Here is an 18573-nt window from a genome sequence, read left to right as displayed (position 1 = left end):
TTACTCCACGCCCTCTGTTTAATGGTTGAATATTAAGCGCGACAACTAGTCTGACAGAGAGGGTTAGTGCAGGAATGTTGAAAATTGAAGTTGAACAATGTTTTGCAATGGATAAGGTTGCCGATGCGCATGTGAAAGTGGCAAATGGTCATGCAAGAGGAAAAATCTTGCTTGATATGCAAGTGTAACGTTTCTAGTGTCTGAACTTTATCAACAATGGTCTGTCTTTTTCACGAATGATCCTTTGTTGGTTTTATTCTTTTCGGGGTTTCTGAGTGCAACATTGCTTCCTGGAAGTTCAGAGTTAAGTTTATACGCTGCTTTAAATCTAGAAAACAGTCGATTGCTATCCGTGATTGCTATCGCAACCCTAGGCAATACATTGGGGGGAATGACTAATTATTATTTAGGGGTATTTTTACCAAATCGAACATTAAAGCAAAATAAAGGTCTACAACTAGAAGCATGGATTCAACGCTATGGTTACTGGGCTTTATTGATGAGTTGGGTACCGATTGTGGGTGATCCATTATGTGTGGCTGCCGGTTGGCTACGAATGAATAGTTGGCTTTGTTTGCTGGCTATTGGTGTAGGTAAAGGATGTCGTTATGTTTTCCTTGCCATGTTATTTAAAGGATTGATGTAGATGAAAAATCTGGCTATGGGTTTATGCCTTTCGGTGCTTGCTGGCTGTTCGTTATTTACCAGCGAAGATAACTTGAATAAACCGTCAGAGCTCCTTCCTCAAGGAGTTCGTTTTATTGAATCTAAATCTTCAGAGGCCGGAACGGCATCTATTCCATACTCAAAATATCAATTAGATAATGGATTAACCGTTATTCTTTCCCCCGATCACTCTGACCCACTTGTTCATGTTGATGTGACTTATCATGTTGGATCGGCTAGAGAGAAAATAGGTCGTTCAGGTTTTGCTCATTTCTTTGAACATATGATGTTCCAAGGATCTGAGCATGTGGGTGATCAGCAACATTTCAAAATTGTCACAGAAGCGGGTGGGACACTCAACGGTACAACCAATCGTGACCGTACGAACTACTTTGAAACAGTACCTTCGAACCAATTAGAAAAAATGTTGTGGTTAGAGTCTGATCGCATGGGCTTTTTAGTGAATGCTGTTTCTCAACGTAAATTTGAAATTCAAAGAGATACGGTTAAAAACGAACGTGGGCAAAATTATGACAACCGCCCATACGGATTGGTTTATGAAAAAATAGGGGAAGCGCTATACCCTAAAAATCACCCTTATTCATGGCAAACAATTGGGTATGTACAAGATTTAGACCGAGTGGACGTGAATGATCTTAAAGCTTTTTTCTTACGTTGGTATGGTCCTAATAATGCGGTACTGACTATTGGTGGTGATATTGATGAGGCTAAAACATTAGCTTGGGTAAATAAGTATTTTGGAAGCATACCAAAAGGCCCAGAGGTGGATATCGCTCCTAAGCAGCCCGTTACATTATCTCAAGACCGTTTTATCACTCTAGAAGATAGAATTCGCCAACCAATGGTGATGATGGCTTTCCCTACTCAATTTCGCGGTGACCAATCAGAAGCTTCAGTGAATGCACTTGCGTCTATTTTAGGCGATGGTAAAAACAGTATTTTGTACCAAAAGTTAGTTAAGACTCAAAAAGCGATTGATGCAGGAGCCTTCCAAGATTGTGCAGAGCTTTCGTGTACTTTATATGTCTATGCAATGGGAGATTCGGGTAAAAAGGGTAACTTAACGCCTATTTATCAAGATTTATTACAAGCTTTAAATGGCGTAAAAGTAAATGGTGTAAAGCAAGAACAACTTGATGCCATTATAGGGCAAGCCGAAGCAGGCACTATTTATGCTCTGCAAAGTGTGAGTGGTAAAGTATCTCAACTGGCTTCTAATCAGACTTTTTATGGGCAACCCGATCGTTTACAAACGGATCTTGAGGAGTTACGAGCTGTGACGCCTAAATCTGTCGAGGATGCTTATAAGCAATTTGTGGGTGAGAAACACAAAGTGGTGTTAAGTGTTGTTCCTAAAACACAGACTCAATTGGCTGTGAAAAAAGCAAATTACACACCTCCTACAAGAGATTTACCTAGTTATCCTAAAATTACCGATGATCAATTAGAGATCAGAGAGCCGAAAGATAACTTTGACCGCTCAGTTGTACCTCCTGTATCGGATGCTGTGTCAGGTACAATGCCTCCACTATATCGCTTTGATTTAGAGAATGGCATTAAAGTGCTAGGTACACAAACGAGTGAAACCCCAACGGTTGCGATTAAAATTTCATTTCCTGCTGGTAACCGTTATGTTCCTAAAGGAAAAGAAGGACTAGCGGATCTTACGGCTCAAATGCTGAATGAAGGAACTAAGCTAAACTCTAGTGAAGCGCTCCAGCAGAAACTTGATCAGCTAGGCAGTAGTATCCATTTTTCATCAGGCGGTTATCAGTCGAGTCTCGTTATTACTTCGTTGACCAAAAACCTGGAGAAAACATTATCTATTGCTGATGAAATGCTGTTTCAACCCGCATTTAATGCCAGTGACTTTTCACGTATAAAAAATCAAAGTATTCAAAACTTGGTGTATTCACATCAACAGCCTTCTTGGCTCGCTTCTCAAGCTACTAAACAAGTGCTTTATAAAGATACTTTATTCAGTCGTGACGGTGATGGTTCCATTACCTCTATTAATGGTTTAACACTAAAAGATATTCAGCAATTTTATAACACGCATTATATTCCTGATGGTTCGAATGTTGTGGTGGTCGGTGATATCGATACGACTCAAACCAAGCAAAGTCTTGAATTTTTGCAGCGTTGGAAATCAAAAGGCCAATCACCGGAAATGATTACTATTGGCAATATTAATGAGCCGAAAACACAACGTATTTATTTAGTTGATCAACCAAATGCCCCTCAAAGTATTGTTCGTCTTGCTCGTATTGGTATGCCATATGATGCCACGGGACCAATGTATCTAACTCAGCTTTCAAATTATAATTTGGGAGGGAATTTTAATAGCCGTATAAACCAAAATTTACGTGAAGATAAAGGTTATACCTATGGTGCAAGTGGTGGCGTTTATGGGACTAAAGAAACAGGGTTAGTTTTGTTTAGTGCTCAAGTTAGAGCCGATGCAACCGCAGCATCTATTCATGAGTTTATTCAGGAAATGGAAAACTACAGCGAGAAAGGGATGACAGACGATGAGCTTAATTTTATGCGACAAGCGGTAGGCCAACAGGATGCTTTGAAGTATGAAACGCCCTCTCAAAAAGCAGGTTTGTTATCATCTATTCTAGAGTATTCTTTACCCGATGATTATATTGTAAAAAAAACCCAGATATTACAAACCGTTGATAAGCTAACACTAGATAATGCCGCTAAGTTATGGTTTCAACCACAAGATTATCAGATCATTGTGGTGGGAGATGCTAAACGTTTAACGCCGGAGCTAAAAAAATTAGGAATTCCTATTCAGCCCCTTGAAGTTAAGCGTTAATGCCCATAAATATGCTTAGGGTGCACGTGTTTTTATTCGTGTGTCTTGTTTTTTAATATTACCATCAGGCTTTCCTGATGGTATTTCTCTTCAAGAATGACTATCCTACTCGGATCTCAAACCACAATAAGTGAGTGCTATTTTGACCGACTTTTCTGCACGACTTCAGCAAGTTGCAAGTAATCCTCAGACTTTTAAGCAATTTGGCCGCGGAATTGAGCGTGAAGCTTTACGATACGACCTTGATGATAACCTTGCCCTAACACCTCACCCTAAAGACTTAGGTTCGGCTTTAACCAATCAATGGATAACAACGGATTTTTCAGAATCTTTACTCGAATTTATTACACCAGTTTCTAATGATGTTGATGAATTGCTAAATCAATTAAAAGATGTGCATCATTTTACTATGACTAAAATGGGGAATGAGAAATTGTGGCCCATGTCGATGCCGTGTTATGTGAGTGATGAAGATAAGATTCCGTTAGCGGAATATGGAACATCAAATGTTGGCCGCATGAAAAACTTATATCGCCAAGGGTTAAAGCATCGCTATGGAAGTTTGATGCAGATTATCTCTGGCGTACACTTTAATTTTTCTTTCCCTGACAGTTATTGGGATAGCCTTTATGGTGAGCAAACTGAGCAAGAAAGAGCGGATAGTAAATCGGAAGGTTATTTTGGTTTAATTCGTAACTATTACCGTTTTGGTTGGATTATTCCTTATCTATTTGGAGCTTCACCTGCATTGTGTCCTTCTTTTATTCAAGGGCGTGAAACGGGGCTTGATTTTGACAATATAGGTAAAACCCTTTATTTACCTTATGCCACAGCATTACGATTAAGTGATTTAGGTTATACCAATAGTGCACAAAGTGATCTGAAAATAGGATTCAATAGCTTAGATGAATATCTAACTGGCTTACAAAATGCAATGAATAAGCCATCAGAACGTTTTGCTCAATTAGGAGTAAAAGTGAACGGTGAGCATCGTCAACTTAATAGCAATGTTTTACAGATTGAAAATGAGTTATATGCACCTATCCGACCTAAGCGAGTTGCTAAAAATGGCGAGAAACCCTCTGAAGCATTAAAGCGTGGTGGTGTGGAATATATCGAAGTTCGTTCATTAGATGTTAATCCCTTCAGCCCAATTGGTGTGTCTAAACAACAGGTTCTTTTCTTAGATTTATTTGTTGCTTGGTGCGGAATGAAAGATTCTGAGCCAATGAAAGAAGGTGATTTAGAGTGCTGGCGTAGTAACTGGACTAACATTATTTTAGAAGGCCGTAAACCAGGTTTAGAGTTTAAGCTATGTTGTGATCAAGACTCTAATTCGTTGCAATATTGGGGTAAGTTGATGTTTGAGCAACTGAACCAAATTGCAATCGAAATGGATAAAGCTCATGGTAGTACGGATTACCAAGATGTTTGCTCGACCTTAGTGACTTGGATTGATAATCCTGAATTGACCATTTCAGGCCGTTTACTTGATGATATAAAGCAAGCTGGTGGTATTGGTAAAGTAGGGAATGAACTTGGCCTGCAATATCGTGATGAGTTGCTCTCACATCAATATCAGGTTTATAACCAAGCTATGATGGAACAAGAAGTTATTCGCTCCCTTATTGAACAAAAAGAGATAGAAGAGTCTGATCAACAAAGCTTTGATGATTTTCTTGGGCAATATTTCTCTTATTTAGTGAAAACATAAAATATGAAAGAGCGGTGGTTGTGGCAAATTCTCCTAAGTGTTATTAGCCTAATTGTATTATCAGGTTGTGCAACACCACCGCCAAGCAATCAAGATAATCTATGTGAAATTTTTCGCCAGTATCCTGATTGGTATGATGATGCACTTGAGATGCAAGATGAGTTTGGCGTTCCTATTCAAATATCCATGGCCTTTATGAAACAAGAAAGTGCCTATATTGGAAATGCAAAACCACCAAGGTATTATGCCCTTGGTTTCATTCCCTGGGGACGTGTTAGTAGCGCTTATGGCTATGCACAAGCACAAGATCCCGTGTGGTCTGAGTATCAAGATCAAGTTAGTTCGTGGTCATCACGAGATGACTTTGGTGATTCTATTATGTTTATTGGTTGGTATATCGATGGTAGCCAGAAAACATTAGGGATTTCAAAGTGGGACACTTATAGCCAATATTTAGCGTACCATGATGGCCGAGGTGGCTTTAAGCGAAAGACTTATACGCGCAAGCCGAACTTACTTAAAGTGGCAAGGCGTGTTGAACAAACCGCAAGAAATTATGGCTGGCAGCTCAAAAAATGCAAAGCCGAATTAGACGATAACCGCAGCTGGTTTTTTTAAATAGAAACGAACTGTGATGTATTACATTAGGAGAAACAGCAATGCCTCTATTAGACAGTTTTACCGTTGACCACACACGTATGCAAGCACCTGCGGTACGTGTCGCGAAGACCATGCAAACACCAAAAGGGGATACCATTACTGTATTCGATTTACGTTTTTGCATTCCCAATAAGAATATCTTGTCAGAAAAAGGCATCCATACTTTAGAGCATCTTTACGCTGGTTTTATGCGATCTCACTTGAATGGCTCAAATGTTGAGATTATTGATATTTCACCAATGGGTTGTCGTACTGGTTTTTATATGAGTTTGATCGGTACACCAAGTGAACAACAGGTTGCCGATTCTTGGTTAGCGGCAATGGAAGATGTACTTAAAGTTAAAGATCAAAATAAAATCCCTGAATTGAATGAATACCAATGTGGTACTTATTCAATGCACTCTTTAACGGAAGCACAAGAGATCGCAAAAGACATTATCGCAGCAGGAATCAGCGTGAATAAGAATGATGACCTTGCGCTACCAGATGCCATGTTGCAAGAGCTTAAAGTCGATTAAAAGCGTTTGTTTTATGCTTTTATCAAATAAGAAACGAGAAGCGACTAACCGTTTCTCGTTTTTTATGCATTGTTGAAAATAGACTTTAAAAAAGAGCTTAGTGGTTTTTTTTCACTTTCTTTTTAGAAGGGTAAACTTTTACCAATTTGATTTTATTTTCAGCAATTTCAATTAATTCCATTTTATGATTGGCTATTTCAATACTAAGATAGCTCTCTGGAATATCCTCTAAATGCTCTAGAATCAAACCATTTAGGGTTCTTGGGCCATCAGTCGGTAACTTCCAGTTAAGGCCTTTATTAATATCTCGAACGTTAGCACTACCCTCGATTAAATAACTGCCATCACTTTGCGGGGTTATTTCATCCGCGAGGCTAGGAGACATTGAGGTGGTAAATTCGCCGACAATCTCTTCTAAAATATCTTCTAATGTAATGAGACCAATAATGTCGCCATACTCATCGACAATCATACCAATACGTTCTTTATTGCGTTGGAATTTGAGCATTTGCACATTTAACGGCGTTGCTTCAGGAATAAAATACACTTCATCGGCTGCGCGTAATAAGGTTTCTTTATTAAACTCATTTTTCTCAAGCATCAATCGATAAGCTTTACGTAAACGCAACATACCCACCACTTCATCAATATGGTCACGGTAAAGTACTACTCGTCCATGAGCCGAGTGAGTTAATTGTCGAACAATAGATTTCCAGTCGTCATTAATATCAATGCCAGTGATTTCATTACGAGGCACCATGATATCGTTAACCGTAACATGCTCTAGATCCAAAATAGAGATCAGCATATCTTGGTGGCGACGAGGAATTAAGCTACCCGCTTCATTTACTACAGTACGAAGTTCTTCCGAACTTAGATGATCGCCTGTCGGTTCATCGGCTTTAATACCAAGCAAACGCAGTAAGCCATTGGTAATTAAGTTCACCATAATAACCAAAGGTGCCATCGCCTTCATTAATAAGCGTAGTAAGATACTGCTGGCATAAGAAACTTTTTCAGGGTAAAGCGCCGCTAGCGTTTTTGGGGTAATTTCTGCAAAAACAAGAATGACTAAGGTCAGTACTCCTGTTGCAATGGCGACACCATAGTCGCCATATAAACGCATACCAATGATGGTTGCGATGGCTGAAGCTAAGATGTTGACGAGATTATTACCGATTAAAATGAGACCGATGAGACGGTCTGGTCTTTCAAGCAGTTTTTCTACACGCTTAGCCCCTTTATGGCCTTGGTTCGCTAAATGTCGTAAACGATAACGGTTTAGCGACATCATGCCTGTTTCTGAGCTCGAGAAGTAGGCAGAGATAAGGATTAAAATTGCAAGTAGAGCAAAAAGTAGCCCTGTTGATATATCACCCAAACTTAGGTTTTCCTTTGATTATTAGACACAGCAGTTATGACGAAATCTGATTACCCTGTCAATAGATAGGGTGAATTAAGCACAGACTAATTAGTGTAAAATTATTTCTCGGACGAAACGACTGCCAAAATAGGCGAGTGTTAATACCGTGGCACCTGAAATAGAAAGCCATAATACTTTTCTTCCTCGCCAACCTTTTTGGTAGTGCCCCCATAATAAAATACAGTATAAAACCCAAGCAATAAAAGAGAGTACTGCTTTATGTGCATTTGGCGGTGCGAACATACCTTCTACATAAATAGCCCCGGTAATTAACGTTGCAGTGAGCAATAACGTGCCGATCAAAATGATTTTGAATAAATGACGTTCAACCATCATTAAAGGGGGTAAGTTAGGATTAATGATGATGGATTTCTTACTTTTTAATTGATAATCAAGCCAAGCTAATTGTAGAGCGAATAAGGCGCCAATCATGAGTGTTGAATACGCAAATAATGCAATACTAATATGGATAAGCAACTCTATTTTGCCTTCAAAATGGGTCATGAAAGTACTGGGTAAAAATGTGGCGGCGGCTAAATTAATGGCTGCAAAGCTATATACAACTGGAAGTAAGAACCACAATCGGGTTTTCCACATTGAAATGCTTAATACCAAACAAATAATGAAACCGATTAATGATGCAACATTTAAAATGCTTAAATTTTGTCCGTTTGGATTGAGAATTAGATCGCTGATTAACCATCCATGAGTAATAATGGCGAGAATCGCAAGCGTGAAAACCAGTTTTATACGGATGCCAGAACTGTGTACGAGTCCTGGGACGATCATACAAGTTGCTGAAAAGTAAAAAATAACAGCGATAATTGAAAGCAGGTTTTCCATATTACTCATTTAATAAATCCATTGAATGATAGATTATAACTCGCTCTTTCTGCAGGGGCTATGTATGGTTTCGTATCTGAGTCTAAAAAACTCATACTAGCATTTCATGATGGAATATTCGCAGTATAAAAGAAGAAAAAATAGACAATATAATGAAAGTCAGTGAAACATGGCTATAGCCTCGGTATACTGTTACCCAATATATATCCGTCTTATTTGAAACAACAGGTTTATGGATAGGTTTACTTGTTATTGCATTTGTTTGTTATTGCATTGTCACTTTAATGGCTTTGGATATCGAAAAAATACCGATTTAAGCAATAAAGTAGCAATAAAACACATAATATCAGTTGCATTGTTAGGTTTCGCAACCCATTTAGTAGCTATCCGCTATTCTCAACGACATTAGAATGTTTATTTAGGCACAATCATGTTTGATAATTTAACCGAAAGACTGTCCAGTACGCTGAAAAATATCAGCGGTAAAGGCCGATTAACAGAAGACAACATCAAAGATACATTGCGCGAAGTTCGCATGGCATTGCTTGAAGCTGATGTCGCATTGCCGGTTGTCCGTGATTTCGTAAAGCAAGTAAAAGAGCGTGCTGTTGGCATTGAAGTTTCTAAATCACTGACCCCAGGTCAAGAATTCATTAAAATAGTTCAGGCTGAGCTTGAATCTGTTATGGGCGAGTCGAATGAAGCTCTAAATCTTGCGGCGCAACCGCCAGCAGTGATTTTAATGGCCGGCTTGCAAGGTGCAGGTAAAACGACCAGTGTTGGTAAGCTGTCTAAGTTATTGACCGAGCGTGATAAGAAAAAAGTGTTGGTTGTTTCTGCTGATGTTTACCGCCCTGCGGCGATTAAACAACTTGAAACTTTAGCGAACGAAGTCGGCACCGATTTCTTCCCTTCGAGTGCGGATCAAAAACCGATTGATATTGCTAATGCGGCCATTGACCACGCAAAGAAGAAATTCTATGACGTCGTGATTCTTGATACCGCTGGTCGTTTAGCTATTGATGAAGATATGATGGCGGAGATCAAATCTCTTCACCAAGCGATAAAACCAGTCGAAACACTGTTCGTTGTTGATGCGATGACCGGACAAGATGCTGCGAATACAGCGAAAGCTTTTGGTGATGCTCTGCCATTAACGGGTGTTATCCTAACTAAAGTTGATGGTGATGCTCGTGGTGGTGCTGCTTTATCGGTTCGTCATATCACTGGTAAGCCTATTAAATTCTTAGGTGTTGGTGAAAAAACGGACGCATTAGAAGCTTTCCACCCTGATCGTGTTGCCTCGCGTATTTTAGGCATGGGTGATGTCCTTTCTTTAATCGAAGATCTTGAACGTAATGTCGATAAAGAAAAAGCTGAAAAAATGGCGAAAAAATTCAAGCAAAAGAAAGGCTTTGATCTTGAAGATTTCCGTGAACAGCTTGGACAAATGAAAAATATGGGCGGGATGGCAGGCATGATGAGTAAAATGCCGGGAATGGGGAACCTTCCTGCTAATGTAAAAGATCAAGTTGATGATAAAATGTTCAGCCAAATGGAAGCGATGATCAGCTCTATGACAATGAAAGAGCGCGAACATCCTGAACTTATCAAAGGTTCACGTAAAAAACGTATTGCTGCAGGTTCTGGTACTCAAGTACAAGATGTAAACCGCATGCTAAAACAATTCACCCAAATGCAGAAGATGATGAAGAAAATGCAAAAAGGTGGCATGAAAGGCATGATGCGTAACATGCAAGGTATGATGGGCGGTGGTGGTATGGGCGGAATGGGTGGTTTTGGCCGCTAATCTCCTCTAATTACGATCATTCAATTTAGAGAAGGCCGAACAATCATTCCATTGTTCGGCCTTTATCTTATATACACTTTTAATCAGTGACAGTTATTATTTAAATCGACTTAATACTGGGCAGTAAACCAACTGGCATCAGGGCATGGTGAATGCCTTGTGCTAACAATGAATTGGCACTTTCTATATCGGGTGAGAAGTAACGGTCTTTATCATAAAATGGCACGACTTCTCTCAGCAATTGTTTTGCTTTCTCAATTGAGGGCGATGAAAGATAAGGTGCTCTAAAATCTAATCCCTGTGCAGCGGCTAAGTATTCAACAGCTAAAATCCCACGAGTATTGGTGCTCATATCTCTTAACCGACGAGCGGCAAATGTCGCCATTGAAACATGATCTTCTTGGTTCGCTGAGGTGGGTAAACTGTCTATAGATGCAGGGTGAGCGAATGTTTTATTTTCACTGGCTAACGCTGCTGCTGTCACTTGAGCGATCATAAATCCTGAGTTAACACCGCCATTATTGACTAAAAATGGCGGTAGTTTACTGAGTGCTGAATCGATGAGTAGTGCCATACGACGTTCTGATAAGCTGCCTATTTCAGCAATCGCTAAGGCGAGGTTATCCGCCGCCATTGCAATTGGTTCTGCATGGAAATTTCCACCCGAGATAATGTCGTTGTCTTCCATGTTATCTTCATTAATAAAAACCAATGGATTATCTGAAACGGCATTGGATTCAATTTCAATCACTTTGGCGGCATTACGAATTTGCTCAAGACAAGCTCCCATTACCTGTGGTTGGCAGCGTAATGAATATGGATCCTGAACTTTCTCACAGTTTTCATGAGAGTGACCAATACCACTCTCATGGCCTAATAGATGACGAAACGCAGCAGCACTGTCTATTTGCGTTTGATGCCCACGAACTTGGTGAATACGATGATCAAATGGGCGTCGGCTACCTAATGCGGCTTCTACTGACATCGCACCACACACCGTTGCGGATGCAAATAAATCTTCAGCGGCAAATAAGCCTTCTAAAGCGAAAGCCGTTGATGCTTGAGTACCATTGAGTAATGCTAATCCCTCTTTAGGCGCTAAGGTTATTGGGGATAATCCTGCGATTTTTAAGGCTTCTTGACCTGAAATAATATGACCTTGATGGCGAGCTTGGCCTTCGCCTAATAATACGGTGCTCATGTGTGCTAATGGTGCTAGATCGCCAGATGCACCGACAGATCCTTTTTGTGGCACACAAGGATAGACTTCTTTATTCACCAATTGAATCAGCGCGTTAATAACCTCAAGGCGAATACCAGAAAAACCGCGAGCGAGGCTGTTAATTTTTAATATCATCATTAAACGAACTGTTGCATCTTGCATCAGTTCGCCGATACCAGCCGCATGAGATAACACAATACTTCGTTGTAGAACTTCTAAATCTTTAGCTTCAATTTTTGTATTTGCTAGTAGGCCAAAACCAGTATTGATGCCATAGACGGTGCGTCCTTGCTGGACCACCGTGTTGACGACTTGAGCGCTAGCATTAATGTTGGCTTCGGCGGATTTATCCAATTCTATGGTGATGGAATTGAAGCTCGTATGGCGTAATTGAGCGAGTGATACTTGCCCCGGTTGGATAATAAATGGGTTCATTTCATGTTCCTTATAAAATAAGAAAGGTCACCTTAATGACCTGAGCGAATAGACTTATTGGTTTGAAGTTACAGAGTTGACTTGCAACTTCAAACACTATGAATATTGTTCTTTATTATTGACTACTTTAGCGTAACCCTATTATTTAACATGGGTAAATCAAGGTTCTGATCTTTCGCACAATCTATCGCAATATCATAACCGGCATCAGCATGGCGCATAACACCTGTGGCAGGATCATTTACCAGAACACGGCCTAATCGAGCGGCGGCTTTGTCGGTGCCATCTGCAACAATCACGACACCAGAATGCTGACTAAAGCCCATGCCAACACCACCACCGTGATGCAAAGAAACCCATGTTGCACCGCCAGCGGTGTTTAACAATGCATTTAATAATGGCCAATCGGATACGGCATCAGATCCATCCATCATAGATTCTGTCTCACGATTTGGACTGGCTACTGATCCTGAATCAAGATGATCTCGTCCAATAACGATTGGCGCTTTTAATTCTCCATTTTTCACCATTTCGTTAAAGGCAAGACCTAAGCGAACACGATCTTTTAAGCCAACCCAGCAAATACGTGCGGGTAAGCCTTGGAATTGGATGCGTTCACGAGCCATATCTAACCAGTTATGCAAATGTGGATTATCTGGAATCAGCTCTTTTACTTTCGCATCCGTTTTATAAATATCTTCTGGGTCGCCAGATAACGCAACCCAACGGAACGGGCCAATACCTTGACAGAACAATGGGCGTATGTAAGCGGGAACAAAGCCAGGGAAATCAAAGGCGTTCGTTACACCTTCTTCTAATGCCATTTGACGAATGTTATTACCATAATCTAGAGTAGCGGCGCCTTTGGCTTGCAGATCCAACATAGCTTGAACTTGTATCGCCATGGATTGTTTTGCTGCTTTGACGACTTTAGCTTCATCTTTCAAACGCATTTTTTTTGCATCTTCCATGCTCCAGCCTTGTGGAAGGTAGCCATTAAGAGGATCGTGAGCTGAAGTTTGATCGGTAACGACATCTGGCGTGATGTTTTGTTCGACTAACTGTGCAAAGACATCTGCTGCATTGGCCAATAGACCGACGGAAATTGGTATATTGTTTTGTTTCGCTTGTTCGATCATGGCTAATGCTTCATCGAGACTGGTGGCTTTTTTGTCTACATAACCAGTTCGAATACGAAAATCTATACGAGTTTCATCACATTCAACTGCAATCATAGAAAACCCTGCCATCGTCGCGGCAAGGGGTTGAGCACCGCCCATGCCACCTAAACCACCCGTTAAAATCCAGCGGCCTTGGCTATTACCATCAAAATGTTGCTTTGCAATGGCAACGAAGGTTTCATAAGTGCCTTGAACAATCCCTTGCGATCCGATGTAAACCCAAGAGCCAGCGGTCATTTGCCCGTACATCATCAATCCTTTCTTATCGAGCTCATTAAAGTGCTCCCAGTTGGCCCAGTGGGGAACAAGGTTTGAGTTGGCAATTAATACTCGAGGAGCATCTTCATGGGTTTTAAAAACGCCGACAGGTTTACCTGATTGCACCATTAACGTTTCATCATCTTCTAAGCGAGTTAGAACTTCCGCAATACGATCAAAGCAATTCCAATCACGTGCTGCTCGACCAATTCCTCCATAAACGACAAGATCTTCTGGGCGCTCTGCAACATCGGGATGCAAATTATTATGCAACATGCGATAGGCTGCTTCGGTTAGCCAGCTTTTACAAATTTTATTGATGCCGGTTGGTGCTTCAATGTGGCGAGAAGGATCATGACGTAAATCAGCAGATAACTGAGGTGTTGATAAGGTTGAAGTAGAAGACATAATAATTCCTTTTACAGTGTTAATGTGTGGATGAGACGAGCAGCGAGTCTTGCCGTTTGGTGGTCTCGATCAAAGTTTGGATTTAATTCGGCAATATCAAATAAACGCAATTTCTGCGTCGCTTTTATATGTCGAAGTAAAGGCTCGATAATTTCAATGCCTACGCCACATGCGGCTGGTGCGCTAACGCCCGGAGCTTGTGAACTTGGAAAAACATCCATATCGACAGTGAGATAAATGTGATCACATTGATCAATAAATTCAGTAATTTGAGTCATTATTTGGAATAAGTTATGGGTAGTCATTAAATGGTCTTGAATGGCTAATACACCCAAGGAATCAGCGGTATTAAATAAGGCTTGAGTGTTAGAAGCTTGGCTCACGCCTAAACAAGCATAATGAAATGGCCAGTTCAGCGCTTTACTTTGATAAGCGATTTGATGAAAGGGTGTACCTGAAGAGTGGACATGGCTCGAATCGCGTAAATCAAAATGAGCATCAAAATTTATGATGCCCACTTTAGGCGCTATTTTTGAATGCTGAGCTTGAAGATATTGACTAAAGCCCAACCATGAACCATAAGCCACCTCATGGCCACCACCTAAAATAATAGGGAAATGACCACTTTCTAGATGCGTTTGAACTTGGTTACCCAGTTCAGCTTGAGCCTGGTCGAGTTGATTAGCTAAGCAATGAACATTTCCTGCATCATATAACGGTTTTTTTTGAATATAAGATAAGTTAGCCAGAGCTTGGCGAATAGCATTGGGCGCAAGTGCCGCCCCAATTCTTCCTTTGTTTTGCGACACGCCCAGATCACAACAAAAACCAATGAGAGCATAACCGTTTTCAGCAGCTGAAATAACTGGTTTAATAACTTGATGCCAACGTAAGCTATTGGCTTCAGGATCTATTCGCCCTGCCCATTGAAATTCTCTTTTCTCTTGATAATTTGAAGATAAGTCTTGATTAGACATATTATTTCCCTGCAAAAATACGCTGTTTTAGCGTTGGCAAACCAATGGAATAAGATAGTTCGGCTGAGGTGGTGGTATCCCAAATACATAAATCCGCTTGCATGCCGGGTTTTATTGTTCCAGTGATTTGAGCAAGACCCAGAGCTTGTGCTGCGTTGCTCGTCACGCCTTGTAAGGCCTCATTTGGGGTAAGTTCAAAGAGGGTACACGCCATATTTAACATTAAGCGCAAACTCATTATGGGGGAGGTTCCGGGGTTGGCATCACTGGCAATCGCCATTGGAACTTGGTATTGGCGTAATAGCGCCACTGGAGGTTTTTGTGTTTCTTTTAAAATATAAAACGCACCGGGAAGTAATGTGGCGACTGTGCCATGTTGCGCCATGGCTTTAATGCCTTGTTCATCTAAGTATTCGATATGGTCAACCGACAATGCTCCAGCTTCGGCGGCTGCTTGGCTACCCGATAAGTTAGACAATTGTTCTGTATGGGCTTTAATCGCAAGACCATGTTTTGCTGCTGCTTGATAAATTTTTTGACATTGAGCTACTGTAAATCCTACGCCTTCACAAAATACATCTACGGCATCGGCTAAACCGAGATCGGCGGCCTGTGGAATCATTGTCTCGCAGACGAGGTCGATGTAGTCATCAGGCGCATTTTTAAATTCAGGAGGTAAGGCATGAGCGCCCAGTAATGTTGTTTGTATGCGAATAGGATTATTTTCAGCAAGCTTTCGAGCTACGCGTAGTAGTTTAAGTTCACTATCAACATCTAATCCATAACCTGATTTTATTTCAATGCTCGTTACGCCTTCGGCGATAAAACAATTAAGGCGTTGTTGAGCCAACGCTAATAACCGTTCTTCGCTGGCTTCACGTGTAGCTTTGACCGTGCTCATTATTCCACCGCCTTGCGTCGCTATCTCGGCGTAGGTTTTCCCTTCCAAACGAGCAGCAAACTCATTAGCGCGATTACCCGCAAAGACTAGGTGAGTGTGGCTATCGATCAACCCTGGTGTGATCAGTAGACCTTGAAGATCAATTAGAGTGTCAGAGGAGGTCGAGAATGACGCCTTTGAAATTTGGCTCATTGGAATCAAATTCAAAATTAAAGAATCTTGAATTGTCAGTGCCATTAGTTCGGGTAATTCCCGATCACCGTCAAAGATTCGGGCGTTGATCCATGTCGTTTTCACAGTCTTCTCCATTACCAATCTAGCATTGCATAATCAATGTATATACAAATAGTTTTTTTTCTTTGGATATACAAGTTAAAGATAGGGTTCATGATGAACATTATGAATTAGATCACATATATGAAACACATTAATAACAATTAATACCATATGTATATACATTAAAAGTGATTGAACAAGGAGTAGTCAATATGCAGCAAGTAAGCTTGAAGCAACGTTTTGATGTTAAGTCGGCATTTCGCATGATTTTTTTAGTGCAATAGGGATCTTCATTTTTTTCATCCCTATTAATATTAGTGGGATAACGAGTATACCGTTAGATCATATGGTGACTTTTTTGAAGTCTTTATTAGGTTCAACAGGGGTGAATGTTTACGCTGTTGTTATGGTGGCGGCCGGTGCGATCTATCCATTGGTAACAGGAGAGTGGCGTAATAGTACAACATCAAAAGTATTTTTGGTGTTGAAATGGCTAGGTTTAGTAGCAGCGATTTTAGCGATCACTAAATTAGGCCCCGTTGCTTTGCAGGAACCAGGAATGCTCCCATTTTTGTTTAATAAATTGGTGGTTTCTGTTGGCTTGATAGTGCCAATAGGTGCGGTTTTTTTAGCCTTTTTGGTCAGTTATGGGTTACTTGAATGCATTGGAATATTAGTACAAAAGATGATGCGTCCAGTTTGGAAAACGCCAGGGAGATCCGCTATTGATGCGGTAGCCTCTTTTGTGGGAAGTTATTCAATCGGATTACTTATCACTAACCGTGTTTATGTTTCTGGTTATTATTCCGCCAAGGAAGCGGCTATTATTGCAACAGGATTTTCTACTGTTTCTGCCACTTTTATGATCATAGTAGCAAAAACACTCGATTTGATGTCTGTTTGGAATGCCTACTTTTGGCTGACTTTAGTGATCACTTTTATTGTGACGGCCATTACCGTTCGTTTACCACCATTATCTAACATGGATGACCATTCTGAATTTCACGAGCCAGAAGGCCAAGCGGGAAGTCGTTTGAAAACTGCGTGGCAAGAAGGAATGGAAGTGGCTCGAAAATCTCCACCATTAGCGCAAAGTGTTTTTGAAAATTTAAAAGATGGTTTGATTATGACCATCAGTATTTTACCTTCTATTATGTCGGTTGGATTGATTGGTTTACTGGTGGCAAAATACACAATGGCCTTTGATATCATTGGTTATGTGTTTTATCCGATTACTTGGGTCTACAATGTTGACCAAGGCATGTTATTGGCCAAAGCTACCGCTTCCGGATTAGCTGAAATGTTTTTGCCAGCCTTATTGATGACAGAGGCTGATTTTGTGGCTCGTTTTGCCGCGGGTGTGGTGAGTGTTTCGTCTGTTTTGTTCTTTTCTGCATCAATCCCATGCATTTTATCAACAAAAATACCTTTAAAAATTAGTACCTTGGTTTGGGTGTGGTTTATACGTGCTTTCTTAAGTCTTGCTTTAGCCATTCCCGTCGGAATGTTAATAGCGCCTTAAATCATTAGTTGAAAAATAGCCCTCTATTATGGGCTATTTTATCATCAAGATTTTATTGTGTGAGGGGGCATGGTTAAAGCTTAATTGCAGAACGTAGCTTATATTTATCAGCTGGATGCCATAATCGAGCAAAGCTGACTAGCTGTTGTTGTGACCATGTTCGTCTTGTGACAAGTAAACAAGGCATCGTCTGCTCCATTGCTAGCCATTGACAAACTTGCTTTGGAGCAAAGCTTGCTTCAACGGTATGCTCAAGATCGGACAATGGGCAATGTTTCACTAAAAATGCATTCGGAGTGACAGATTCAAAATCATTTTCTAAATAAGACGGTGCTAGTAATGGGTTGACAAAACGTTCCTCAACTTGGATAGGAGTATCGTCTTGATAGTGAATGATTAAGGAATGGAATACCAATACTCCCAGTCGCATTCCCATTTGCAAAGCAATTTCATCATCTGCAAGTATTTCTTCTAATTTTAAAATATCGCAGTGGTATTGATGCCCACGGCTTGTAATTTCATCCGCAATATTATTCACCCCTGTCAAAGGTGATTCGGCTTTTGGTTCGACGACAAAGGAACCTAAACCAGCCTTACGAACTAAATAACCTTCTTGAACCAAATCACGGATCGCTTTGTGCGCAGTCATTCGACTGACTTGAAATTGGTTGGCGAGATCGTTCTCGGTTGGGATCTTGTGATTCAATGGGTATTCATTGTTACGTATGCGTTCGAGAATATGCTGCTTGATCTGTTTATATCTTGGAATGTTTTGAGCCACATAACCCCCGAGGTATGGTGTGTCTAAAATAATATTGAGTATTATTAATAAGTAAACTGTACTTTTAATTTGCCATTTCTTCCAGATATATATTTATACATCTTTTTGTATATACATTTAAGGTGATAAA

Annotated in this window: 15 protein-coding genes; 8 read left to right on the top strand and 7 right to left on the bottom strand. The window is 40.5% G+C overall.

Annotated elements, in window-relative coordinates:
- Positions 1–29: 29 nt before the first annotated feature.
- From VCASEI_RS09630 to luxS, 6 genes are all read left to right on the top strand, one after another.
- Complete coding sequence (locus tag VCASEI_RS09630) at positions 30–188, top strand: zinc-binding dehydrogenase (RefSeq protein WP_107928104.1); 159 nt, start codon at positions 30–32, stop codon at positions 186–188.
- Positions 189–196: 8 nt separating this feature from the next.
- Positions 197–646: a YqaA family protein gene (locus tag VCASEI_RS09625; RefSeq protein WP_086962851.1), complete on the top strand. Its 450-nt coding sequence runs from the start codon at positions 197–199 to the stop codon at positions 644–646.
- Complete coding sequence (locus VCASEI_RS09620; protein ID WP_089111093.1) at positions 647–3514, top strand: M16 family metallopeptidase; 2868 nt, start codon at positions 647–649, stop codon at positions 3512–3514.
- 142 nt (positions 3515–3656) lie between these two features.
- Positions 3657–5228, top strand: coding sequence for a glutamate--cysteine ligase (gshA, locus tag VCASEI_RS09615; RefSeq protein ID WP_086962848.1), 1572 nt, complete (start codon positions 3657–3659; stop codon positions 5226–5228).
- A 3-nt stretch (positions 5229–5231) separates the two neighbouring features.
- A complete protein-coding gene (locus VCASEI_RS09610) occupies positions 5232–5846 on the top strand; it encodes a transglycosylase SLT domain-containing protein (RefSeq protein ID WP_086962846.1) in 615 nt (204 codons plus the stop codon).
- 41 nt (positions 5847–5887) lie between these two features.
- Positions 5888–6406 carry an S-ribosylhomocysteine lyase gene (gene luxS, locus VCASEI_RS09605; RefSeq protein WP_086962844.1) on the top strand — a complete coding sequence of 173 codons (519 nt, stop codon included), beginning with the start codon at positions 5888–5890 and terminating at the stop codon, positions 6404–6406.
- A gap of 97 nt (positions 6407–6503) precedes the next feature.
- Here the strand turns inward: luxS and VCASEI_RS09600 are convergent, their stop codons facing one another.
- Together VCASEI_RS09600 and VCASEI_RS09595 are read right to left on the bottom strand one after the other, a co-directional pair.
- Positions 6504–7787: an HlyC/CorC family transporter gene (locus tag VCASEI_RS09600; RefSeq protein WP_086962842.1), complete on the bottom strand. Its 1284-nt coding sequence runs from the start codon at positions 7785–7787 to the stop codon at positions 6504–6506.
- Positions 7788–7877: 90 nt separating this feature from the next.
- Positions 7878–8672: a cytochrome C assembly family protein gene (locus VCASEI_RS09595; RefSeq protein ID WP_162621063.1), complete on the bottom strand. Its 795-nt coding sequence runs from the start codon at positions 8670–8672 to the stop codon at positions 7878–7880.
- A 430-nt stretch (positions 8673–9102) separates the two neighbouring features.
- On the opposite strand from VCASEI_RS09595, the gene ffh reads away from it, so the two are divergent.
- Positions 9103–10482: a signal recognition particle protein gene (ffh, locus tag VCASEI_RS09590; RefSeq protein ID WP_086962838.1), complete on the top strand. Its 1380-nt coding sequence runs from the start codon at positions 9103–9105 to the stop codon at positions 10480–10482.
- A 100-nt stretch (positions 10483–10582) separates the two neighbouring features.
- On the opposite strand, the gene hutH is transcribed toward ffh, so the two are convergent.
- The 4 genes from hutH to hutI form a co-directional block, all read right to left on the bottom strand.
- Positions 10583–12139 (bottom strand): histidine ammonia-lyase, encoded by a 1557-nt coding sequence (gene hutH / locus VCASEI_RS09585; RefSeq protein WP_089111094.1) that lies wholly within the window; start codon positions 12137–12139, stop codon positions 10583–10585.
- Between the two features lie 122 nt (positions 12140–12261).
- Entirely contained in the window at positions 12262–13986 is a 1725-nt protein-coding gene (gene hutU / locus VCASEI_RS09580) for a urocanate hydratase (protein WP_086962834.1), read from the bottom strand.
- An 11-nt stretch (positions 13987–13997) separates the two neighbouring features.
- On the bottom strand, positions 13998–14963 hold the full coding sequence (hutG, locus tag VCASEI_RS09575; RefSeq protein WP_086962832.1) for a formimidoylglutamase: 966 nt from the start codon (positions 14961–14963) through the stop codon (positions 13998–14000).
- A gap of 1 nt (position 14964) precedes the next feature.
- Positions 14965–16101, bottom strand: coding sequence for an imidazolonepropionase (hutI, locus tag VCASEI_RS09570; RefSeq protein WP_197709588.1), 1137 nt, complete (start codon positions 16099–16101; stop codon positions 14965–14967).
- 397 nt (positions 16102–16498) lie between these two features.
- On the opposite strand from hutI, the gene VCASEI_RS09565 reads away from it, so the two are divergent.
- Positions 16499–17662 carry a YjiH family protein gene (locus VCASEI_RS09565; RefSeq protein ID WP_226983292.1) on the top strand — a complete coding sequence of 388 codons (1164 nt, stop codon included), beginning with the start codon at positions 16499–16501 and terminating at the stop codon, positions 17660–17662.
- Positions 17663–17735: 73 nt separating this feature from the next.
- Here VCASEI_RS09565 and hutC read toward each other — a convergent pair whose 3' ends face one another.
- Positions 17736–18443, bottom strand: coding sequence for a histidine utilization repressor (hutC, locus tag VCASEI_RS09560; protein ID WP_086962827.1), 708 nt, complete (start codon positions 18441–18443; stop codon positions 17736–17738).
- Between the last annotated feature and the right edge of the window lie 130 nt (positions 18444–18573).

The sequence above is a fragment of the Vibrio casei genome, assembly GCF_002218025.2.
Classification (GTDB): domain Bacteria; phylum Pseudomonadota; class Gammaproteobacteria; order Enterobacterales; family Vibrionaceae; genus Vibrio; species Vibrio casei.
This window is presented reverse-complemented; position numbering and strand designations above follow the sequence as displayed.